Genomic DNA, 22,710 nt, shown 5'->3' on the forward strand with positions numbered 1-22,710 from the left:
AATAAAACCATTGCCATTGTTGTTCTGCTAAAGGCAGGCACGTCCTGTGCCTAACGCAGAACCGCTAACATCCTGTTAGTGTCTTCTGATTCAGTTTTGAAGGTGTAATGGAAAAGGCCTCTATCCGGCGTGGGTAGGGGCCTTTTTGTATTAGCAAAGTAAAAGAACCGTAAGGTTCGTTAAACAAAAAAGACCGCAATTGTCTCCATCACCTAGCTACCCAGATGTTTTGCGGGCTCTGCTCGCAGGGAGATGGAGCGGACAGTTACCCCTTCTTCGCGGAGGGGAAAGGCAAGTAGACTGAACTCCCTTTTTTCGCCCCTCATCCAGAGGTAGAATACAGTCCAACTCCCTGACGTTCGTGTTTAATAATATAGTGGTTTCTTGCCTGTTTCCATTTTTGTACGCGAAAAATTGTAACGATTCGAGGAATGCTAAGAGTAAGATGAAAACTGAGCAGTAAAAAACCATAGACTGGCTGCCACCACGCGGCTGCCAACAATCCCGCACCAATTCCGAAGCAGAAAAACAGCCACTCCATTTGCTGGTAATCAGAAATAGAAAGATGGTTTTTCGTCCGCCATCCTCCCCATGGGGATAAAAGGGCATCTATATGCCAGCGAAAGGGAAGCGATGAGGTATAACAGTATAAGAAGAAGGAAACTCCTTGTAATACCCAAAGAATGACCAGATGGCCAAGCGAATTTAAAATCGTTGCACTTGTTGCATAAAAATATTGCTTGGCTACAACAAACAGTCCAACTAGCATGAGGAGTTGAAGTAAAATCATCGGAAGTCCCCACCGGTACCGGTAATGGAGCGTATAGCTATATATCGTTGCGTCTTTGTTAGCCTGTCCTTTTTTTGTTTTCTTTTCTGCCACGATGAATCGAACCTTTCTCTACCCAATTTTTCTCTATAGAGACATTATGCCATAAACCAAAGCAGGCAGGTATGCATTTGTAGCACGCGAGGTGAAAAAGTTGAAAAACACAAACAGGTGGGGAATTATCGGCCAAAATGCTACGGCGCAAAAACTGGCGGCCTTTCTTTTTGCGCACGGACAAGAAGTGGTACATAATGAGAGCAGCGAAAAAATATTAACCGTCCTGGATCAAAAAATGCCCGCAGTCAATTATATTGTTTATGCAGCACATAAACATGCCGCACAATTCTGGGAAGAAATCGAGCAATGGATTCTGTCTGTCTCCAAATGTACAACAATGCCATCCGTTTTTCTTATATCCACTCCATTCCCCCCGGGTACGGCAGACCAGCTTTCGAACCTCTTTCAAGAAAAAAAGATGCCAATGACTGTCATCAATTTTCCCGCCTTTCTACTGCCCGTTGAACCAAAGGATAGCGAGCCTCCTGCGGGCCTGGTTTTTGGCATCCCGGAAGAAGAGCGGCCGGCTGTCCGCAGCTTCCGTCGTGTTGTCTCTCATTTCTCGCCTCCCATTTTGTTTATGACAAGGTATGAGGCGGAGGTTCTCATCCACTTTGCCGCGCTCTATAAAGCAGAAAAAAAACATTATTATGATAAACTGATGGTTTACTGTGAAGCCAGTGGGTGTGACGCCGTTACTATACATAGGGGAATCGGACTGCACCCGAAAATCGGACAGGATAGCGGCTATAAGAAAATACGGCCTGCGAGCTGGGTTGGCGACCAGGTAATAAACTATGTTGTGCCTGCAAGGAGGGAAGGAACCGTGCCGACTCTTTGCATTTGGAATGATATGGAGAATGAAACTGAAAAGGAAATGGTAGGACAATTGCAGCAATGGGGCTGCCGTTTTCAACAATATTATCCTCATAAGCAAAATCCGAAAACCTCACAATCTGTGCTTTATGATAACAAATGGGAAGCGGTAAATAATGCCGATGCGGTTCTCATCCTTTCCAATTCCCCCGCTTTTTCTAGCATAAAAGTGAAAGAATGGCAGCTGCAAAAGGAAAGAATGAAGCACCCTCTCATTATCGATTTGTGTAACTCATACGAGCCTAATGAACTTGAAATCGCAGGCTGCCAGTACATATCGCCCGGAAGAACTTCGAAAAACGTAACAAAATTGAATAAAAACACATAGAATAGGGAATCATTGTAAGTAAAAAGGTAAGGGTGATAATCAAATGGAGCGGGACAACCACAGTTGTATTGTATGCGGGAAAGAAGGAACGGACGGCATCTCTATTTTTGATTGTTTTGTCTGCCGAAACTGTGAGCAGGAAATGGTCACCACGGATGCGAGAGACGATAGATATTTATTCTTTATTAATCAAATGCGGAAAATCTGGCTAAAGCAAAACGCCTGACCCTTCTTGTTAAAAAAGAAGGGTTTTCTTTTTGCCCTCTATTTGTGGGAGAATAAAGCTATCATCATTATCGAGAGGGGATACCATTCAGTGAACCAAAATCAGGCGCCGCTCTATGAAGCGCTTCTTACATATGAAAAAAAGAAAAACACATCCTTTCATGTTCCGGGCCATAAGGACGGCCGGGTATTTGATAGGGAAGGGAATTCCTATTTCAAGCCGCTTCTTGCTATTGACGGGACCGAAGTGGAAGGCTTGGATGATTTGCACCATCCGCTGGGGGCGATCGCAGAAGCACAGCAGCTGGCGGCGGAAGTTTTCGGAGCAGAGCAAACCTTTTTTCTCGTCGGCGGTTCAACAGCAGGGAACCTGGCGGCTGCTCTTACCGTATGCAGCCCGGGAGATACGATTATTGTCCAGCGCAATGCCCATAAGTCGCTCATAAACGGATTGCTGCTGGCCGGAGCCCGGCCTGTCTTTATCTCTCCTAACATTGACGAAGAGACAGGCGCTGCGGCTGGCATAAGCCGCACACATATATATGAAGCCCTGCGCCGGTTCCCCACAGCGAAATCGGTTTGGATTACGAACCCGAATTACTATGGAATGGGTGAAGATATTCGCGCAATCGCAGCCGAATGCCATCGTGTGGGCATCCCGCTTATTGTCGATGAGGCGCATGGCGCCCACTTTGGACAAATTGATATTGTGCCTGCCTCTGCCCTCTCCTCGGGCGCCGATCTTGTCATTCAATCCACGCATAAAATGCTGACAGCGATGACGATGGCTTCTATGCTGCACGTACAGGGAAACATTGTGGACCGCAGACGGCTTGCTTCCGCGCTTTCTATGGTTCAATCAAGCAGCCCTTCCTACCCGCTAATGGCGTCGCTTGATTTAGCGCGGCGTCATCTTGCCACTGAAGGAAAGGTGCTATTAAGACAGACGGTGGAGCGGCTGAAGAAAATAAAGAAAGAGATTCGAAGCAAACTATGCACTCTCTCTATTTATGAGAAAAATTCATCCGTATACAGCCAGGATCCATTAAAATGGGTTGTTACAATCAAGCACCCGGCGGTTACCGGCTATCAGCTGCTTGATTGGTTTGGGGAATTAGGCTGTGTTGCTGAAATGGCGGATACGCGAAACATGGTGCTCGCTTTTTCAACGAATACATCAGAAGAAGAATTAAACCATTTAAGCAAGGCTCTCTATACACTTGACCAAAAACTACAGCACTCCACCCTGCCAGCCGATTTATCCCAGCCTTCCTATACACCGATGTTTTCCCAGCCGGGTACGCTATTCCAGCCGAATATTTCGCTGCAGGAAGCTTTTTACCGCCCCAAAAAAACCATAGCTGTGGCTGAAAGCGTAGGAGAATACAGTGGAGAGATGGTTATCCCATACCCGCCGGGTATCCCACTGCTCATACCGGGTGAGAGGATAACACCTGAGCATCTTCTTGCTATTGAAGCGATAAAGCTGGCGGGTGGTTTTTTTCAGGGAGCATCGGATGAACGAGTAAACGATATACAGGTGCTTGCAGAGATTGAGTAGCAGCATTCTTTGTTTATACATAAGCTAAAATTTGCGAGGAATTATTATGAAATAGGCATAGTCCCCTTGCACTGGTCAGGAAGCCTTTTTTTGACTATGATTAACAGCATAAGCCATAAGGGAGGACTGTTCGTTGAGAGGTTGTTTTATTACATTAGAGGGTGGAGATGGAGCTGGTAAATCTTCACTGATTAAATATATTGTGGAATACTTTGAGAAAGAGTCCGTCAATTTTATTGAAACGAGGGAGCCGGGCGGAATTTCAATCGCGGAACAAATCCGCTCTGTTATTCTAGATAGGAAGAATACGGAGATGGACGGCCGAACCGAGGCGCTGCTCTACGCGGCCGCCCGCAGGCAGCATCTGGTTGAGAGAGTACTTCCGGCTCTGGAAAGCGGCAAAGTCGTGTTGTGCGACCGGTTTGTTGACAGCAGTTTAGCATACCAGGGATATGCAAGAGGGCTGGGGATAGAAGAGGTATTTTCCATCAATCAATTTGCGATTGAGAACTGTATGCCTGATCTAACCATCTATCTTGATATCGAACCTGAGGCCGGACTGGCAAGAATTAACGCTGCGAAAGAAAGGGAGATAAACCGGCTGGATCTGGAGGAATTGAACTTTCACCACAATGTTCGAAAAGGATACTTTCAGTTGCTCAAGATGTTCCCTGAAAGAATCGTTAAGGTGGACGCGAGTCGTTCTCTTGAGCATGTATTTGAAGAAGTAAAAACTATTTTGGAACAACGAGTGTTGTAGACAGAACAGGCAGCTGTTCTTGGCACTGTAACGGAGGATTGATTGTCCATAGTGATATACAAAGCCGCGTTTGTGGAAATAGTGATCGTATAAAGAGAAACTTACAAGGAGCATACAAAAACTATGGAAAATAACTCATTTGCGGTGATTGGACTCGGCCGTTTTGGTTCAAGTGTGACGGAACACCTGCACACGATGGGCTATGAAGTGATGGCAATTGATGAAAATGAAGAGAGAGTGCAGGAGAACTCATCCATCTCTACCTATGCTGTTCAGGCCGATACAACGGACGAAGATGCATTGAGGGAAATCGGAATCCGCAATTTTGATGTAGTCGTTGTAGCCATTGGTGTTGATATTCAGGCAAGCATTCTAACGACGCTTATTTTAAAAGAACTGGGGGTAAAACGTATCGTTGCAAAAGCACAAAACCAGCGGCATGGCCAGGTGCTGTACAAGGTAGGTGCTGATAAAGTGGTCTTTCCTGAGCGGGACATGGGGCTGCGGGTCGCCCACAACCTCGTTTCCCAGAACGTTCTGGACTTTGTTGAGCTTGCAGAAGATTATAGTATTGCAGAAGTAGCTGCCTCAGAAAAAATGCAGGGGAAAAACCTGATTGAACTGGATATCCGGGCTCGTTACGGGGTAAACGTTATGGCGATCAAGAGCGGAAACGATTTTAATATTGCGCCCAATCCGGAAGATACGGTGCAGGAAGGGGATATTTTTGTTGTTATCGGCCATAACACGGATTTGAAGCGGTTTGAAGAAGAGATATAATGGAAATCCCTCTAGGAAATTAACTCCTAGAGGTTTATTTTTTTGTATTGTATAATTGATAGAATACAAATTTGCTAATTGAAAAGCATTATTTAGAAGAGGGTGATTTCGGTGCGTATCGGAGAAAATATGCCGATTGATAAAACGCCGGGCATTGAACCGAAGCAAAAGGTTCTCCCCCAGTATGTTGACTTTGATGAAGTCATGCACAGCAGAAGCCGGCAGCTTGATGTCGATAATTTTAATAAATTGATTGAGAAAATCGATATGCAGGGAGAGCGCCTTGCCCGCTCCCGCACGATTAAAGATTTAAAGGAATATAAATCACTCGTAAAAAATTTCATGGAAGAAGCCGTCAAAAACGGGGTAGCCATGGAAGAGCGCCACGGATTCAGCCGCCGCGGGCGCAGCAAGGTATACAAAATTATTACTGAGGTAGATAAGAAACTCACGGATGTTACGAACGCGGTCATCGATAAGGAGCAGAAAGCGATTAATATCCTTGATACAATTGGGGAAATTAAAGGTTTGCTTGTTAATATGTACATGTAATTATTGAGAGAAAGAAGTGTGGGATAAAACGATGTGGCAGGATTGCTTCGAACAAAAACAGGCGGCAGAATTTTTGCACCGCAGTTTGCGCAACAGTCGAATGGCCCATGCTTATTTGTTTAACGGAGCCAGAGGGGCCGGTAAGCGAAAAATGGCCCTGCAGCTGGCGAAGGCGATATTTTGTGTTAAGAGAGACGGAGACAGTTGCGAGGTATGCGACAATTGCCGCAGAATCACGAATGGAAACCATCCGGATGTTCACTGGATCGCACCCGAAGGAGCAAGAATAAAGATTAAGCAAATAGAAGATTTGCAGAAAGAATTCTCTTATCGGGCCGTGGAATCCAATCATAAAGTGTATGTTATGGAAGAGGCCGATAAAATGACAGGGGAGGCGGCCAACCGCCTTCTCAAATTTCTTGAAGAACCTCCGCAGGGGGTTGTTGCTGTCCTTCTAACAGAGCAAATAAACAGCATCCTGCCTACCATTCTTTCCCGCTGCCAGATTATCACGCTCGCAGCTCCCATGGAAGAAACCGTGGCGGCACAGCTAATAGAAGAAGGAATAAAGCCGGGTCTGGCCCGGACAGCCGCAAGAATCTCGAGCGGTCTGGATGAAGCTCGCGAACTTTGTCAAGCAGAATGGTTTGCGCAGTTGAGAAATCTAATGATACAATTGAGTGAGGATATAATGGAGAGGGGCACGTATGCCCTGATTACCATTCATGATAAACTTCTCAAACACGAGAAAGCATCTGACAAAATCGACCTGTTTCTTGACCTCCTATTGCTTTGGTTCCGTGACTTACTGCTTTTTTTACTGGGACGGGAATCCCAGATAACGAATAATGATCAGATGGAGACCATTCAGAAACAGGCAATGCGCATGAGTCAGCGTAAGCTTGTTAACGGAATGGGGACAATCCTGGTAACGAAAAACAGGTTAGCGCACTATGCCAACCTTCAGTTATCCTTGGAAGATATGGTACTTCGTCTGCAGGAGGGATAACATTTTGTTTGATGTTGTAGGTGTCCGCTTTAAAAAAGCGGGAAAAATATATTATTTTGATCCGGGTGAGTTTGCAGTAAACAATCATGATTATGTGATTGTAGAAACGGCTCGGGGCGTGGAATATGGACAGGTTGTAATCGGCCGCAAGCAGGTGGCCGATACAGACGTTGTGCTGCCGCTGAAAAAGGTGTTGCGGATTGCAGATGAGAAAGACCGTCTGCAGGTAGAGGACAACAAGAAAATCGCAAGCGAAGCCTTTGCGATTTGCCAGGACAAAATTGTTGCCCATACACTTGATATGAAGCTTGTCGATGTGGAATACACATTCGATAAAAATAAAATTATTTTTTATTTCACCGCAGAGGGCCGGGTGGACTTTCGTGAGCTTGTTAAGGACCTGGCGGCTATTTTCCGCACGCGTATTGAGCTGCGCCAGATTGGTGTGCGTGATGAAGCGAAAATGCTCGGCGGCATCGGCCCTTGCGGGCGCATTCTCTGCTGTTCCACTTTCCTTGGTGATTTTGAGCCGGTATCCATTAAGATGGCGAAGGACCAAAATCTATCGTTAAATCCGGCAAAAATTTCCGGACTGTGCGGAAGGCTTATGTGCTGCTTGAAATATGAGAATGATAACTATGAGAGCGGGCGTGATGAGCTCCCGGATATCGGAAAAGAAGTGGCTACCGTTATGGGCCATGGCCGCGTGGTCGGTGTAAACATTCTTGAGCGAAAAATACAGGTGAATTTGTATGAAGCGGAACGTGTGATTGAGTTTCCGCTTGAAGAAATTAGCATAGCTGAAAAGGTGTAGTAGAGAATACTGAGGTGGAGCCTTGTGAATAAACAAAATATTTTTCAGCAAGTTGCTTCGATGGAAGAAAAGACTGGGAGTTTGTATCAGGAAATCGGCCAATTAAAAGGCGCGCTCGTTGAACTCCTTGAGGAAAATAAAAACCTTCTAATCGAGAATCAACACCTTAGGGAACGGTTGCAGCAGAGAGAACGGGAAATCGAGAAACAGGAAAAACGTCAGCGAGAAGAACCGAGAAGCAAGAAAGATAAGAAAGAGAAAGAGAAGAAGAAGCAGCCGGTGGGAGAGGGGTACGATAACCTTGCCCGGTTGTACCAGGAGGGGTTTCATATTTGCAATCTGCATTATGGAAGCCTGCGTACAGAAGGAGATTGCCTCTTCTGCCTCTCTTTCCTTAATAAACAAGGATAAAGAAGCGACCCGTTTGTATACGGGTCGCTTTTTGCGAAAGGAATCCAAAAGGTGAACAACGTATCTCTTTACCCGGAAGAACGGTTGGATGATTTGCTCACAAAAAATATGAAAATTATCCAAAGCGAAGAAGTATTTTGCTTTTCGCTTGATGCTGTATTGCTTGCCCGGTTTGTTTCCGTACCGCAGAAAAAGGGGCGGATTGTAGATTTATGTACCGGAAATGGTGTCATTCCTCTTCTGTTAAGCAGCCGCACCCCATGTTTGATTGACAGCGTGGAAATTCAGGAACGTTTATATGATATGGCAAGAAGAAATGTCGTATTAAATGAATTGGAACAACAAATTACAGTGTATCACGGGGATGTAAAAGACGCTCTGTCTTTTCTCGGGAACGGCCGGTATGATGTGCTGACATGTAACCCTCCTTATATGCCAGTGGTGGGGGGAGAAAAGAATAAAAGCAGCCATGTGGCTATCGCCCGCCACGAGATTCTGCTTACACTGGAGGAGATGATCCGGACCAGCAGCCAGCTCGTTCGTTCGGGAGGCAAAGTAGCGTACGTTCATCGGGCCGGACGGCTAGCGGATATCATCGCGCTTATGAGAAAGTACCGCATTGAGCCAAAAAGGCTGCGCCTTGTACACCCGAGACAGGAGGCAGAGGCCAACATGGTGCTAATTGAAGGGATACGGGATGGGAAACCGGATGTAAAGGTACTCCCCCCGCTGGTTGTTTACCAGGATAACGGGCAATACTGTGACGAAATTTATTCTATCTATTACGGTGAGAAAGCGGAGGGCTAAGATGTTCGTGCAAAAAAGCTTTGAGAAGGGACATGAAGAAGGAAAACTCTACCTGGTTGCGACTCCGATCGGAAATCTCGAAGATATGACGGTACGGGCGATACGGACACTGCGCGAAGTGGACATGATTGCTGCCGAGGATACGAGACAAACGCGGAAGCTGCTCACTCATTTTGAAATTGAGACGCGGCTCATTAGCTATCATGAACATAACAAAACAGCAAGTGGGCCGGAGATTATTCGCATGTTAAAGGAAGGAAAATCATTCGCACTGGTCAGTGATGCCGGTCTTCCGGCGATTTCGGATCCAGGCCAGGAGCTCGTGCGAGATGCCGTTGCAGAGGAAATCCCCGTCATTCCTATTCCGGGCCCCAATGCGGGCCTATCCGCTCTTATTGTTTCCGGTATTTCCACGGACCGGTTTGTCTTTCGCGGGTTTCTCCCAAGGGATAAAAAAGAGAGGCGTACCGAGCTGGAAAGGCTTCGTTACTATCCTGAAACACTTATTTTTTATGAATCTCCGCATCGTATCACAAAGACGGTAAAAGAAATGGAAGAAGTGCTCGGTGACAGGCAAATCGTGCTCGGAAGAGAACTGACGAAACGCTATGAGGAATTTACCCGGGGCACAATGGAAGAGGTCCTTCATTTTCTGGAAGAGCACGAGGAAATTCGCGGAGAGTTTACAGTCATTGTGGCAGGATATACGGGCGGGGCGGAAGACAATCAGGATAACTGGTGGAGTGAGCTGGATGTTGCCTCCCACGTTGACAGATATATTGAAAAGGGCTGGAATAAGAAAGAAGCATTAAAGCAAGCAGCAGAAGACCGGGGCCTCCCTAAGCGCGAGATTTACAACGAGTACCACAAAAATGAATGAAAATAACCCCGAACAAAATAAAACAGGCGGGCACAGAATGACTATTCTTCTGCATGCCCGCCTTCTCATGGAATCTATATAAATTAAATGCTTATGACTTCTGTGGAACAGGCATTTCAGACAGGCACTCGTCACAAATAATTTTTTCTTTATATGTAACCGTGTTTTCGCTGCTGCCGCAGAAAATACAAGCAGGCTCGTATTTTTTGAGCATAATGCGTTCGCCGTCTACATATATTTCAAGTGCGTCTTTTTCGCCAATTCCGAGGGTGCGGCGCAATTCAATTGGAATAACGACTCGGCCGAGCTCATCGACTTTTCTCACGATTCCTGTTGATTTCATATTTTTGTTTCTCCTCTCGCTATGGTATAAATGTATATTTCTATATTTTATCGTCAAAATTCGACAAATCGACAATAAAGCTATGGTATCAAAATTTCCAGTTAAGGTCAACCATTTACTGCCAGTTAATGCTTTTTCAAGATGCAAATTCTGCACCATCCAATACGGGGATAACGTTGATAAATCAATTGTTAACGAAAACAAACAAGATTGTTAACAATTAAAACAGCACCCTTTTTTTTCAACAAAAAGGGATAAAAAGTAAATAATCTGAGCGAAAATTACCAGTTCGAAGGTACCAAATTAAAATCGTAATCTTTTACATATGGAAGACAACACTTGACGAATAGGAGGAACTTCTGTATAGAATAAAAAGAGAACGGGAACAAATAGAGATTGATAGGATGAAAAAACAATGATGGGAAGAGTAGTCTGTCGTATCTTCGCCCAGAGAACCGGAGAATGGTGGGAGCCGGTGGAAGAGAGCAGATGAAAATGGCCCCGGAGTTTCATTTCTGAGCGTAAGTTTGTAAGGAAGTGACGTCGCCCGCGTTATGGGATTGAGCCTGATTGTATTCAAGCGGAATAGAAATCAGGGAAGTTGGGTGGTACCACGAGAGCTTCTCGTCCCATTATGGGATAGGGGCTTTTTTTGTTGGAAAAAGGTTCCTAGTACTTAGAAAAGAGAGGATGATACAGATGAATCGGCCTACGTATTATATTACAACCCCTATTTATTACCCAAGCAATAAGCTTCATATCGGAAATGCATACACGACGATTGCCTGTGACGCACTGGCAAGGTATAAGAGGCTGCGCGGGTATGATGTGTATTATTTAACGGGTACGGATGAACACGGCCAGAAGCTGGAGCGCCGCGCCCAGGAAGAGGGCAAGAAGCCGCTTGAATTCATTGATCCGGTTGTTGATTGGATTAAAGATTTATGGGCCCGCCTTGACATTTCCTATGATGACTTCATCCGCACAACCGAACCGCGCCACAAAGAAGCGGTACAGAAAATTTTCCAGAAGCTCGTTGATAAAGGGGATATTTACCTTGGTGAGTATGAAGGCTACTACTGTGTACCTTGCGAAGCGTTCTGGACCGAGCACCAGGCGAAAAAAGATGACAAATATGTTTGCGCGGATTGCGGGCGTGATGTAGCGCTTCTGAAGGAAAAAAGTTACTTTTTCCGCATGTCTAAATATCAGGACCGCCTCCTAAAGCACATTGAAGAAAACCCTGGTTTTATCCAGCCGGAGTCCCGCCGCAATGAGATGGTAAATAATTTCTTAAAACCGGGCCTCGAAGATCTCAGTGTGTCCCGTACGACATTTGATTGGGGGATTAAGCTGCCTAACGATCCGGAGCATGTCATTTACGTATGGATCGATGCGCTCGCCAATTATATTACCGCACTCGGCTATTTGCAGGAGGACGATTCGAAATTTAAGCGTTACTGGCCGGCTGATGTACACATGATTGGAAAAGACATTCTTCGTTTCCATACGATTTATTGGCCGATTATTCTGATGGCCCTTGAACTGCCTCTTCCAAAAAAAGTATTTGGTCACGGCTGGCTGCTTATGCCAGATGGAAAAATGTCGAAATCGAAAGGGAATGTCATTGATCCGAAGTTCCTCATAGAACGTTACGGCTCCGATTCTATTCGTTATTTCCTGCTCCGTGAGATTGCTTTCGGCCAGGATGGAATCTTTACACCGGAGGCTTTCATCCAGCGATTGAATTTTGATCTGGCCAATGACCTCGGCAACCTTGTAAGCCGGGCCACGGCTATGATCGAGAAGTATTTTGGCGGAAAAATCCCGGCGCCTACCGCTCCAGAAGAGATTGACGAAGCGTTAAAGGACAGCGCGCGCACATCGTTTGCCGGCCTTGAGGAACACCTGGATGAGATGCGGTTCAGCAATGCGTTAACAAGTCTATGGGAGCTTGTGAGCCGCACGAATAAGTATATTGATGAAACGGCACCGTGGGTTTTGGCGAAGGATGAAGAGAAAAAAGACAGGCTTGGAACTGTTATGTATAATCTTGCCGAAAGCATTCGAATTATCTCCATCGGTCTGCAGCCATTTATGACAAAAGCGCCGCAGGGATATGGAATCAATTGGGGCTTACAGAAGCAGAGGACATCACGGGCTGGGATTCTGCAAAAGAATGGGGCAAGCTGCCGCATGGAATTACAGTGAACCGTGCGGAAGCGTTATTCCCACGCCTTGAACTGGAAACAGAAATTGCGGCCATTGATGCGACAACAGCCGCGGCCCGAAAGAAAGCGGAAGAAAATAAACAGCAGCAGGAAAAGCCGTCTGCAGCTGCCCCAGGTGAAGCAAAGGAAACCGCGCCTGAAATTGGCATTGATGATTTCTTTAAGGTAGAACTCCGGGTTGCTCAGGTTATTGAAGCGGAGAAAATTCCGAAGGCTGACAAGCTGCTCAAGCTGCAGCTCGATCTCGGCTATGAGAAACGCCAGGTTGTGTCCGGCATCGCGAAGCACTATACACCGGAAGAACTCGTTGGAAAAAAAGTCATTTGCGTAACGAACCTTAAGCCTGTAAAACTGCGCGGAGAAATGTCGCAGGGCATGATCCTTGCCGCCTCCGAAGGCGAACAGCTTGTGCTCGCCACGGTTCCTGAGGGAATGCCGAACGGCGCAATTGTAAAATAAAAGGGATTGGTTTATTAGGAGGCTACCGCTGGTTTATTAATCGGCCGGTAGCCAATTTTTCTACAAAAAAGGAGGAAAAATCTATGCTTTTCGACACGCATGCCCACCTCAACGATGAGAAGTTTAATGACGACCGGGAAGAAGTAATTGCCCGCGCACACGAAAACGGTGTTTCATATGTATGCAACATTGGGTATAACAAAGAAACGATCGTGTCTTCCCTTGAGCTTGCCCATACATATGATTTTATTTATACAGCCATTGGCTGGCATCCCCAGGATGCGATAACAATGACCGATGATGATTTGGCCTGGATTGAAAAGCTGGCAACGGAAGAGCGCAAAGTTGTCGCTATCGGAGAAATCGGGCTCGATTATTATTGGGATACGTCACCAAAAGATGTACAGCAGGAGGTGTTTCGGAGACAAATCCGGCTGGCAAAAAAACTAAAGCTGCCTATCATTATCCATGACCGGGAAGCGCACCAGGATATTCTGGATATTCTGCGCGAGGAAAAAGCGGAGGAAGTGGGCGGCATTATGCACTGTTTTTCCGGCAGTCCGGAAATGGCCGAGCAGTGTATTGATTTAAATTTTCACATTTCACTTGGGGGACCTGTAACGTTTAAGAACGCCAAAAAGCCAAAAGAAGTAGCTGAAAGAGTTCCGCTGGAGCGTTTATTAATCGAAACAGACTGTCCCTATTTAACTCCTCACCCATATAGAGGAAAGCGAAATGAGAGCGCATATGTGCGATATGTAGCAGAAGAAATCGCCCAGTTGAAAAATATTTCGTTCGAAAAATTAGCCCAAATCACGACAGAAAATGCGAAAAGGTTATTCCAAATACAGGAATAATGGTATTTTTTTCATGTTGTCTCGCCTCAGTGATGCCAATGGTTGAGGGATTCTTTGGGACTATATAACTATTGCAATTTTGCGAGTTATGTCGAACGGGGTGTAAAAAACTGGTTTGACAAACTTTTGTTATATCGTCTACAATGGCTCTCGACCATTAAGGAGGCAGGTAGACTGTGAAACAAAATATGATTCAGTTGGAATTTTTGAGGGATCACAGAAGGGTTCTTCTAGCCGCTGGTAGTATCGTTGTTGGCATTAGTCTTGTGCTTATTATGAATGCAATACAAACAAAAGACATCACGTTTGTACATAGTGGCAAGGTATATGCCATGAGCACAAAAGCGGAAACAATAGGGGAATTCCTGGATGAGAAAGGAATCTCACCCGGAGTTTTCGATGAAGTAAAACCTGAGCCAACGGGTAAGCTTACCGAGGGAGCGCAGGTAGTTTACACGCCGAGACAGAAGATAACACTTGCCATCGGCGGCGAACAGCGGCAGGCCATTACGTTAAAGGGAAAAGTGCAGGACATTCTGAGGGAGCAAAAAATCGAACTTGGCCCGCTTGATGAAACCGTTCCCGCACTCGATCAGGAAATTGGGCAGAATGAAAAAATCGTGGTCACAAGGGTAGAGAAGAAAATTATACAGCAGGAGAAGACAATAGCCTTCAATACGCAGCAAAAATCAGAACACACGATGCTGGCAGGAGAAAAAAAGGTTGTCCAGGAAGGGCAACCGGGAAAAGTGATGGAACGATATGAAGTGCTCTACAGAAATGGGAAAGAAATCTCGAAGAAGCTAGTAGATTCCAATGTGCTGCAGAATTCAAAGGATCAAATTGTAGCGCTTGGAACTGGACGTATGGTAGCGGTATCCCGGAGTGCCGTTTCCACAAGGCGGGCTTCCATGCTCGCTGAAGGAAATGGAGGCTTCACCCCGCGACAAGTACTCCGGATGAAAATGACAGCCTACTCGGCTGACTTCGCCTCGACTGGAAAGAGTCCAGGCCACCCGGATTACGCAAAAACACGGACAGGCACAACGGCGGCGGAAGGAAGAACCATTGCGGTAGATCCAGATGTCGTACCTCTCGGCTGGTGGGTTTATATTGAAGGGTATGGTTTTCGTAAGGCCGAAGATACCGGCGGAGCCATTAAAGGCAATCGAGTAGACCTGTTCTTTAATTCAGAGGACGAAGCGACGAACTTCGGTGTCCAGCAGAAAACCGTGTATGTTATTGGACCAAATAAACCAGAATAATGGTAATATACAAGCAGGGGAGGGTAACGTCTTCCCTGTTCTTTTTGCTTTTAAGAGGAGATTGAATGGGATGATAAAAGAAGTTATTGTTGTGGAAGGCAAGTCCGATACGGTAGCGATTAAAAGAGCGGTTGATGCCGATACAATCGAAACGGGAGGATCGGCGGTTTCTGAGCGGGTGATTGAGCGGATACGAAGAGCCCAGGAGAAGAGAGGGGTTATTATTTTTACCGATCCTGATTTTCCCGGAGAGCGTATCCGGAAAATCATTAGCCAGGCCGTTCCAGGCTGTAAGCATGCTTTTATTAAACGGGAGGACAGCCAGGGAAAGCGAAATCTCGGTGTTGAGTATGCGGCGCCGGAAGCGATCCGCAAGGCGCTCGCCGAGGTAAGAACGGAAGCGGAAACCCCCGATGAACAGATTACACAGGATGATATGATTGAGGCCGGTCTTGTGGGCGGTGCCCGTGCCAAAGAAAGAAGAATGCTCCTGGGCGAAAAGCTGGGGATCGGCTACGCAAATGCAAAGCAGCTCCATAAACGGCTGCTTATGCTGCAGATCACAAGGGAAGAATTTGTACAGGCGCTCGCCTGGCTGGAAGCACAGGAGGAAAAAGAATGACCATGCGCGACATTGCAACGCCGATCCGGACGAAAGAGATTTTAAAAAAATACGGGTTTTCCTTTAAGAAAAGCCTCGGCCAGAATTTCCTGATTGATTTAAACATTTTAGATAAAATCGTGGCGGCAGCCGATCTTTCCGAAGACAAAGGGGCGATTGAAATCGGCCCGGGAATTGGCGCGCTGACAGAACAGCTGGCAAAGCGGGCCGGAAAAGTTGTCGCGGTAGAGATCGACCAGCGCCTATTGCCCATTCTTGCTGACACGCTGTCCCCTTATCCTCATGCTGAGGTTGTCCACGGCGACGTACTGGAAATGGACGTTGCGGCCCTTATCTCGGAGAAGTTCGAGCAGCAGCAGAAAGTAAGTGTTGTTGCGAATCTCCCTTATTATGTAACGAGCGCCATTCTTATGAAATTGCTGGAGGAGCGCCTTCCGCTTGAAAATATTGTCGTTATGATCCAAAAGGAAGTGGCGGAGCGTATTTCGGCAAAGCCAGGTACGAAAGTGTATGGTGCACTTAGCGTGCTTGCTCAGTTCTATGCGGAAGCGGAGCTGGTTACGATTGTTCCCCATACGGTGTTTATTCCGCAGCCGAATGTAGACTCTGCTGTGCTCAGGCTCCGTGTGCGCGAGACGCCGGCTGTTGAAGTGGACAGCGAAACGATGTTTTACAGGGTTGTCAAGGCGAGTTTCGCGCAGCGGCGAAAGACGCTCTCCAATAACTTGTTAAACAATCTTTTTGGTAAAGAAAATAAGGAAGAGATGCTGCAGATTTTACAGAAGGCTGAAATCGATCCGGCAAGGCGTGGGGAAACGTTGTCCCTCGCTGAATTTGCGGCGATAAGCAACTTGCTTTCAGCGCGCGGCCAAAATAGCTAAATCATAAAGCAGAAGAACCCTTTTCCACGCCCAGCATACGATGGCAGGAGGAAAGGGGTTTTTTCGATGTCAAAAAATAATCTCCGCGTCGGTGACATTGTTACGCGAAAATCGTATGGAAATGATATGCTATTCCGAATCACGGAGTTAAATGTAGACGGGGAAATGGCTTCATTAATGGGATTGGATTACAGGCTTCTGGCGGATGCTCCCCTTGACGATTTGGTTAAGTTGGATCCGGATGAAATGGAGAAGAGGAGAAAAGAGAGCGCAGAGAGGGAGCAGGCGTCCATGCGTGCCATCCAACAGGAGAGACGCACATTACGTGAGAAAAATACGTGGAGGGCCGTCAGTGCCTCAACAGATGCGGCAGATGCGGCTAGAACTTTTGATTGGCCGGGCAAAGTGCTGCACCTGGACGGGGATGCGAATTTCTTAAGGAAATGCTTATCAGTATATAGGGAGCTGAAAATCTCCGTTGACGGGTACTATCTCGCTGAAAAAGCCTTCCCTGAAAACGTGATTCCCCTGCTGCAAAAACACCGGCCTGATATTCTGGTCGTTACGGGGCACGATGCATTTCAGGCGAAGAGAGGGCCTGCGGAGGATTTAAATAATTACCGAAACTCGAAGTTTTTTATCCAGACAGTAGAAAAAGCGAGGACTTTCCAGCAGGATAAAGACAGCCTTGTTATTTTCGCAGGCGCCTGCCAATCGCATTTTGAAGCGCTGCTTGCCGCCGGAGCGAACTTCGCCAGTTCACCAAAACGAATTAACATTCATGCGCTTGATCCGGTATACATAGCAGAAAAGGTCGCATATACATCCATTCAACAGCCTGTGAACCTGTTTGAGATGATTAAAAATACAGTGACTGGAATCGATGGTGTCGGCGGATTGGAAACAAGGGGGTGTTTTCGGTTTGGGATCCCCCGCATCAAGTAGGATGGGGTCCTCCGCCCTTCCTTACCCTATCGTATTTTGTTGAAATTTGCCGTTAAAAACTCATTGACAATTTTCCTTTTAGATTGCTATAATTATCGTTTTGTTTGACATAATAATAACGAAGTGGTATACTTACATATAGTGAGGTGGTCTGAATGGCGAGAAATACGTTACATGACATTAAACGTAGTTTAGATAGTCACATTGGTGAACGGATACTGCTCCGGGCTAATGGCGGCCGTCGCAAGACCGTGGAAAGATCGGGCGTACTCGAAGAGACGTACCCTTCTGTCTTTATTGTTAAGTTAGATGAGGACAAGCATTCCTTTGAACGCGTGTCTTACAGCTACGCAGACATTTTAACAGAAACAGTTGAACTTACCATTTGTCGCAGCGATGAAAATATTCGGATCGCGCTCGAACAGCAGTAGGATACACTTATCCTGCTGTTTTTTATTGTATAAACTATATGCTGCTTTAAACAGATAGAGAAAAAGACCGCAAGGTCAATAATGTTAGAAAAAAGGGAGGGCAGTCCACACAGACCGGCCTTCCTGACCCAGCGGAGCCGCCCGGAGAGCAGAAGAAGCCCGCAATTGTCTCCATCACTGAGCTACCCAGATGTTTTGCGGGCTCTGCTCACAGGGAGGTGGAGCGGACAGTCCCCCCTTCCTCGCGGAAGGGAAAGGCAAGTGGACTGAACTCCCTTTTTTCCTTTTTTTATTGCCTTCCTTTCATTATTTCCCATGCGTCCTTTCAACGAAACAAGGACATATTATACGCACGGGAAAGGAAGGAGGCTGTATAGATGGCACGTAGACGAAGTATAATGTCTGAACAGCTCAAATATGAGCTGGCAAAAGACCTCGGGTTTTATGATACCGTTCAAAGAGAGGGTTGGGGCGGTGTCACAACCCGTGATGCAGGCAACTTGGTGAAACGGGCGATTCAACTCGCTGAAGAATCGTTGGCCAGACAGAATCCCAAATAAATACTTTCCCGAAGAAAGGCCAGGGGGCTCCCCTGGCCTTTCTGTATTGCGATGGTTTTATAATTAGTGCTAAAATGGTCAAAGTATAAAGTGAAGGGAAGAAAAAATTCGGTGAATGATTCACGTCTCATGGTAAAAGCCCCGGCAAAAATCAACTTAACACTCGATGTGTTAGCGAAAAGGCCTGATGGCTATCATGAAATAGAAATGGTCATGACAACCATCGACTTAGCTGACCGGTTAACTATTGAAACTCTTGAGGAAGACAGAATCGTTCTCGATTGTTCGGTTTGTTATTTGCCTCTTGATGAGCGAAACCATGTGTACCAGGCCGCGAAGCTAATAAAAGAACGTTTTGGCATTAAGAAGGGTGTCCGTGTTTATATCGATAAGCATATACCCATTGCTGCCGGGCTGGCCGGGGGAAGCAGTGATGCGGCCGCCACGATTAGAGGATTGAACCGGTTGTGGAATTTAGAGATGAGCATAGAGGAAATGGCGGAGCTTGGTTCGCTAATCGGTTCGGATGTCTCCTTCTGTGTATACGGCGGCACCGCTCTTGCCAGGGGAAGGGGAGAAAAAATCCAGCCTCTTCCGGCGCCTCCGCCCTGCTGGGTCATTCTGGCTAAACCTCCGATTGGTGTTTCTACCGGTGAGGTCTATGGAGCCCTCCAGGTCGGCAGCCTGACGGAAGGCTGCAAATCGGAACAGATGATAAAAGAAATTCAAGAAGGCGACTTTTATGGAATCTGCCGGGCATTGGGCAATCACCTGGAGTCTGTGACGCTGCAGATGCACCCTCAGGTTCTGATGATTAAAGACAGGATGCAGCGATTTGGAGCGGATGGTGTTCTGATGTCGGGCAGCGGGCCGACTGTGTTTGCTTTAGTTGAAAGGGAATCGAGGATGCAGCGGATTTATAATGGGTTACGCGGCTTTTGCAAAGAAGTGCACGCTGTGCGAATGATTGGGGAAAATAATAGCTAGCACTTGCGCATTTCCGTACATTAGTGGTATATTCACTTAATAATATTCGGTTTTTGATACGGAGGAACGTATATGAAGAAATTGCGGAGAAGTGCCAGGCTTGTTGATATGACCCAGCATTTGCTTGCCCGTCCCCATAAGCTAATCCCACTCACCTTTTTTGCTGATCAATATGGAGCTGCAAAATCATCTATCAGTGAGGATCTTTCCATTATTAAAGAACTGTTTGAGTCGGAAGGTGTCGGATTGCTGAAAACGGTAGCCGGCGCGGCTGGTGGTGTAAAGTATATTCCGCGCATGAAGGCAGAAGAGGCCAGACAGACAATTGAGCGCATCGGCCGTACTCTCGAAAGCCCGGGAAGGCTGCTGCCGGGCGGATACCTTTATATGTCTGATTTGCTTGGGGATCCCGAATCGCTGGGCGAAATCGGCAAAGTGTTTGCTTCGATATTTGCCGATGCGGAAGCAGATTATGTAATGACGGTAGAAACGAAAGGCATCCCTCTCGCTTATGCCGCTGCTTACTATTTAAATATTCCTGTTATCATTGTTCGCCGTTACAGTAAGCTAACGGATGGTTCTGTTGTGAGCATTAATTATGTATCCGGTTCCAGCAAAAGAATCCAGACCATGTCGCTCGCACGCCGGAGCCTGCCGGAGAATTCGCGGGTACTTATTATCGATGATTTTATGAAGGCAGGCGGCACAGCGCATGGAATGATCGACTTGCTTGAGGAGTTTAAAGCAAAGGTTGTAGGCGTAGGCGTATTAATGGAAACAGCGGATGTGGAAGAGCGTTTGGTCGACGATTATGTATCCCTGCTGCGCCTTGTTAATATGGATGTACGTGACAAAGAAATTCGTCTTGAGCTTGGCAATTACTTTACCGGGAAAGAATAAACTGGAGGGATCAAAGATGACAGAGAAGATTACGACTGCACAGGCACCGGCCGCGATTGGGCCGTATTCGCAGGCGATTAAAACAGGAAACTTTATTTTTACATCGGGGCAGATTCCGTTAACGCCGGCAGGTGACCTCGTAACAGGGGATATTGTAGCGCAGACGCACCAGGTGTTTGCCAACTTAAAAGCAGTGCTTGCGGCAGCGGACGCCACGCTTGATCACGTTGTGAAAGCTACAGTGTTTGTTAAAGACATGGGAGACTTTGCAGCGATTAACGAGGTGTATGGACAATACTTCAACGATCACCGCCCGGCCCGGTCGCTCGTTGAGGTTGCCCGACTGCCTAAAGATGTCTCTCTTGAAATCGAACTCATCGCTTTCGTCTAGGTTATTGCATAGCTACATAGTGTAAAATCACAAAGATTACAAAAACTCCATTTTTTTAAAAAAACTGGAAGGATTTTATCCACCTTTGTTGAAATAGAGTTACAAGCTTCTGATAACTGGAAAAAGGTGGTGAGCAGACATGGAAGTGACTGACGTTAGACTTCGCCGGGTAAACACGGATGGGCGTATGAAAGCAATTTGTTCGATTACAATCGATAATGAATTCGTTGTCCATGATATTCGTGTAATTGATGGGAATAACGGTATGTTTGTGGCAATGCCAAGCAAACGTACTCCCGAGGGAGAATTTAGAGACATTGCACATCCTATCGCTTCGTCTACTCGCGAGAAGATTCAGGCTGCAGTTCTGGCTGAATATGAGCGCGTAGGAGAGGCAGCAGAGGGAGAACTGGTAGAAGAGGGAGCATAGAATCCAGTTGCACAAGGGGCCTGTAGAGGGGCCTCTTTTTTTTATGCCTTTAGTGTCACAGGTGTTACCATCTTGAAATCAACCCTTAATTAAGATATAGTCAGTGTGGAACTTATCGAAATAGGAGGGTACCATGCCAGATAAATTTGCGATTGTATTAGCGGCCGGACAGGGTACGCGAATGAAATCGAAACTGTATAAAGTATTGCATCCTGTTTGCGGAAAACCAATGGTTCAGCACGTTGTAGACAGCTTGAACCGGTTGGACACAAATCGAATTGTTGTTGTTGTCGGCCATGGCGCCGAGAAGGTAAAAGAGCAATTAGGCGATAATATAGAATATGTCATGCAGGAGGAACAGCTTGGAACGGCTCATGCTGTTATGCAGGTAGCTTCTTTACTTAAGGATAAGCCGGGCACAACCCTGGTTCTTTCAGGCGATGAACCGCTTATTAGTTCACAGACGCTTGAGGCGCTTGTTTCGCACCACGAAGCGAGCGGAGCGGCCGGAACAATTCTGACGAGGGTCATGGAAAGTCCGACAGGGTACGGACGAATTATCCGCGGTGCTGATGGTCTTGTAGAACGAATTGTGGAACAGAAGGATGCGACAGAACAAGAGAGAGCAGTGCGGGAGATTAATACCGGAACATACTGCTTTGATAATGAGAAGCTATTTAAAGCGCTTGATAAGGTTTCGAATGCGAATGCTCAAGGAGAATATTACCTGACAGACGTCATTCAAATCTTGAAAGGCGCAGGTGAAAAAATCGAAGCATCCATTACGGAAGAAATAACGGTAGGGGTCAATGATCGAGTTGCGCTGGCCAGAGCGGAAGCGCTTATGAGAGAACGGATCCTGAACCACCATATGAGACAGGGTGTCACGGTCATCGATCCGCACAATACGTACATCCAGGCTGATGTTACAATCGGGCGAGACAGCGTGATTTACCCTGGAACAATCATTGAAGCAGGAACCGTGATCGGAGAAGATTGTATCATCGGACCGCAAACCCAGTTGAAAAACTGCCAGGTTGGAGACGGTGTGGAAATTAAGCAATCGGTGCTGGCGGACAGCCGGATTGATAATGGGGCAACCGTCGGGCCGTTTGCCTATGTACGCCCAGGCTCCCACCTTGGCGAGAATGTAAAGGTCGGGGACTTTGTGGAAATTAAAAACACGACTATCGGCAAGGGAAGCAAGGTTTCTCACCTTACATACCTTGGTGATGCCGAAATCGGCCAGGATGTAAATGTAGGCTGCGGTACGGTGACGGTTAACTATGACGGTGTACGGAAACATAAGACAGTGGTAAAAGATCATTCCTTTATTGGCTGCAACGCCAACCTGGTTGCCCCTGTTACTGTAGGAGAAGGTGCCTACGTTGCTGCGGGTTCGACCATCACAAAGGATGTCCCGGACGGTTCCCTGGCGGTTGCAAGAGAACGGCAGACAAATAAAGAAGATTACGCTAAAAAAATTATTAAGAAATAAACGATGGAGGTTATTGAGTAG

The 22,710-nt window shown here is 46.5% G+C and carries 25 protein-coding genes, 1 pseudogene and 1 other annotated feature; of the genes and pseudogenes, 24 read left to right on the top strand and 2 right to left on the bottom strand.

Annotated features, from left to right (window positions below; translation table 11 throughout):
- Positions 1-322: 322 nt before the first annotated feature.
- Positions 323-883, bottom strand: coding sequence for a hypothetical protein (locus tag MBEAL2_RS21235; protein ID WP_047154256.1), 561 nt, complete (start codon positions 881-883; stop codon positions 323-325).
- 100 nt (positions 884-983) lie between these two features.
- Between MBEAL2_RS21235 and MBEAL2_RS21240 the strand changes: the two genes are divergently transcribed.
- The 11 genes from MBEAL2_RS21240 (at position 984) to rsmI (ending at position 9,889) form a co-directional block, all read left to right on the top strand.
- A complete protein-coding gene (locus tag MBEAL2_RS21240) occupies positions 984-2,090 on the top strand; it encodes a UDP binding domain-containing protein (RefSeq protein WP_047154257.1) in 1,107 nt (368 codons plus the stop codon).
- A 43-nt stretch (positions 2,091-2,133) separates the two neighbouring features.
- On the top strand, positions 2,134-2,316 hold the full coding sequence (locus tag MBEAL2_RS21245) for a sigma factor G inhibitor Gin (protein ID WP_047154258.1): 183 nt from the start codon (positions 2,134-2,136) through the stop codon (positions 2,314-2,316).
- 90 nt (positions 2,317-2,406) lie between these two features.
- The gene (locus tag MBEAL2_RS21250) at positions 2,407-3,876 is read left to right on the top strand and encodes an aminotransferase class I/II-fold pyridoxal phosphate-dependent enzyme (protein ID WP_236692970.1); all 1,470 of its coding nucleotides are present in this window, start codon (positions 2,407-2,409) and stop codon (positions 3,874-3,876) included.
- 133 nt (positions 3,877-4,009) lie between these two features.
- The gene (tmk, locus tag MBEAL2_RS21255) at positions 4,010-4,636 is read left to right on the top strand and encodes a dTMP kinase (RefSeq protein WP_047154259.1); all 627 of its coding nucleotides are present in this window, start codon (positions 4,010-4,012) and stop codon (positions 4,634-4,636) included.
- A 123-nt stretch (positions 4,637-4,759) separates the two neighbouring features.
- Positions 4,760-5,416 carry a potassium channel family protein gene (locus MBEAL2_RS21260; RefSeq protein ID WP_047154260.1) on the top strand — a complete coding sequence of 219 codons (657 nt, stop codon included), beginning with the start codon at positions 4,760-4,762 and terminating at the stop codon, positions 5,414-5,416.
- Positions 5,417-5,527: 111 nt separating this feature from the next.
- Positions 5,528-5,968 (top strand): YaaR family protein, encoded by a 441-nt coding sequence (locus tag MBEAL2_RS21265; protein WP_236692971.1) that lies wholly within the window; start codon positions 5,528-5,530, stop codon positions 5,966-5,968.
- 16 nt (positions 5,969-5,984) lie between these two features.
- Complete coding sequence (gene holB / locus MBEAL2_RS21270) at positions 5,985-6,977, top strand: DNA polymerase III subunit delta' (RefSeq protein WP_236692972.1); 993 nt, start codon at positions 5,985-5,987, stop codon at positions 6,975-6,977.
- A gap of 4 nt (positions 6,978-6,981) precedes the next feature.
- Entirely contained in the window at positions 6,982-7,791 is an 810-nt protein-coding gene (locus MBEAL2_RS21275; protein ID WP_047154261.1) for a PSP1 domain-containing protein, read from the top strand.
- 24 nt (positions 7,792-7,815) lie between these two features.
- Positions 7,816-8,202 (top strand): DNA replication initiation control protein YabA, encoded by a 387-nt coding sequence (gene yabA, locus MBEAL2_RS21280; protein WP_047154262.1) that lies wholly within the window; start codon positions 7,816-7,818, stop codon positions 8,200-8,202.
- A 42-nt stretch (positions 8,203-8,244) separates the two neighbouring features.
- Entirely contained in the window at positions 8,245-9,009 is a 765-nt protein-coding gene (locus tag MBEAL2_RS21285) for a tRNA1(Val) (adenine(37)-N6)-methyltransferase (protein ID WP_236692973.1), read from the top strand.
- A 1-nt stretch (position 9,010) separates the two neighbouring features.
- A complete protein-coding gene (gene rsmI / locus MBEAL2_RS21290; protein WP_047154264.1) occupies positions 9,011-9,889 on the top strand; it encodes a 16S rRNA (cytidine(1402)-2'-O)-methyltransferase in 879 nt (292 codons plus the stop codon).
- A 91-nt stretch (positions 9,890-9,980) separates the two neighbouring features.
- Here the strand turns inward: rsmI and MBEAL2_RS21295 are convergent, their stop codons facing one another.
- Positions 9,981-10,232 carry an AbrB/MazE/SpoVT family DNA-binding domain-containing protein gene (locus tag MBEAL2_RS21295; protein WP_047154265.1) on the bottom strand — a complete coding sequence of 84 codons (252 nt, stop codon included), beginning with the start codon at positions 10,230-10,232 and terminating at the stop codon, positions 9,981-9,983.
- Between the two features lie 406 nt (positions 10,233-10,638).
- Positions 10,639-10,867: a binding site (T-box leader), on the top strand.
- A gap of 64 nt (positions 10,868-10,931) precedes the next feature.
- Here MBEAL2_RS21295 and metG point away from each other — a divergent pair.
- From metG to glmU, 13 genes and pseudogenes are all read left to right on the top strand, one after another.
- Positions 10,932-12,922 (top strand): annotated as a pseudogene (gene metG, locus MBEAL2_RS21300) (methionine--tRNA ligase).
- Between the two features lie 83 nt (positions 12,923-13,005).
- A complete protein-coding gene (locus tag MBEAL2_RS21305; protein WP_047154266.1) occupies positions 13,006-13,779 on the top strand; it encodes a TatD family hydrolase in 774 nt (257 codons plus the stop codon).
- A gap of 176 nt (positions 13,780-13,955) precedes the next feature.
- Positions 13,956-15,044, top strand: a complete 1,089-nt coding sequence (locus tag MBEAL2_RS21310) for a resuscitation-promoting factor (RefSeq protein ID WP_052947895.1) — start codon at positions 13,956-13,958, stop codon at positions 15,042-15,044.
- 70 nt (positions 15,045-15,114) lie between these two features.
- The gene (gene rnmV / locus MBEAL2_RS21315) at positions 15,115-15,666 is read left to right on the top strand and encodes a ribonuclease M5 (RefSeq protein WP_047154267.1); all 552 of its coding nucleotides are present in this window, start codon (positions 15,115-15,117) and stop codon (positions 15,664-15,666) included.
- The gene (gene rsmA, locus MBEAL2_RS21320) at positions 15,663-16,547 is read left to right on the top strand and encodes a 16S rRNA (adenine(1518)-N(6)/adenine(1519)-N(6))-dimethyltransferase RsmA (RefSeq protein ID WP_047154268.1); all 885 of its coding nucleotides are present in this window, start codon (positions 15,663-15,665) and stop codon (positions 16,545-16,547) included. The genes rnmV and rsmA overlap by 4 nt, the downstream gene beginning before the upstream one ends.
- 66 nt (positions 16,548-16,613) lie before the next feature.
- Positions 16,614-17,492: a sporulation peptidase YabG gene (gene yabG, locus MBEAL2_RS21325; RefSeq protein WP_047154269.1), complete on the top strand. Its 879-nt coding sequence runs from the start codon at positions 16,614-16,616 to the stop codon at positions 17,490-17,492.
- A 155-nt stretch (positions 17,493-17,647) separates the two neighbouring features.
- Entirely contained in the window at positions 17,648-17,923 is a 276-nt protein-coding gene (gene veg / locus MBEAL2_RS21330; protein ID WP_047154270.1) for a biofilm formation stimulator Veg, read from the top strand.
- Between the two features lie 377 nt (positions 17,924-18,300).
- The gene (locus tag MBEAL2_RS21335) at positions 18,301-18,483 is read left to right on the top strand and encodes a small, acid-soluble spore protein, alpha/beta type (RefSeq protein WP_047154271.1); all 183 of its coding nucleotides are present in this window, start codon (positions 18,301-18,303) and stop codon (positions 18,481-18,483) included.
- Between the two features lie 111 nt (positions 18,484-18,594).
- Complete coding sequence (gene ispE / locus MBEAL2_RS21340) at positions 18,595-19,470, top strand: 4-(cytidine 5'-diphospho)-2-C-methyl-D-erythritol kinase (protein WP_047154272.1); 876 nt, start codon at positions 18,595-18,597, stop codon at positions 19,468-19,470.
- A 72-nt stretch (positions 19,471-19,542) separates the two neighbouring features.
- Positions 19,543-20,370, top strand: coding sequence for a pur operon repressor (gene purR / locus MBEAL2_RS21345; protein ID WP_047154273.1), 828 nt, complete (start codon positions 19,543-19,545; stop codon positions 20,368-20,370).
- A 16-nt stretch (positions 20,371-20,386) separates the two neighbouring features.
- Positions 20,387-20,761, top strand: coding sequence for a RidA family protein (locus tag MBEAL2_RS21350; RefSeq protein ID WP_047154274.1), 375 nt, complete (start codon positions 20,387-20,389; stop codon positions 20,759-20,761).
- Between the two features lie 139 nt (positions 20,762-20,900).
- Positions 20,901-21,191 (top strand): septation regulator SpoVG, encoded by a 291-nt coding sequence (spoVG, locus tag MBEAL2_RS21355; protein WP_047154275.1) that lies wholly within the window; start codon positions 20,901-20,903, stop codon positions 21,189-21,191.
- 133 nt (positions 21,192-21,324) lie between these two features.
- Complete coding sequence (gene glmU / locus MBEAL2_RS21360) at positions 21,325-22,689, top strand: bifunctional UDP-N-acetylglucosamine diphosphorylase/glucosamine-1-phosphate N-acetyltransferase GlmU (protein ID WP_047154276.1); 1,365 nt, start codon at positions 21,325-21,327, stop codon at positions 22,687-22,689.
- Positions 22,690-22,710: the final 21 nt, after the last annotated feature.

The sequence above is a fragment of the Aneurinibacillus tyrosinisolvens genome (genome assembly GCF_001015055.1).
In the GTDB taxonomy this organism is placed as follows: Bacteria; Bacillota; Bacilli; order Aneurinibacillales; family Aneurinibacillaceae; genus Aneurinibacillus_A; species Aneurinibacillus_A tyrosinisolvens.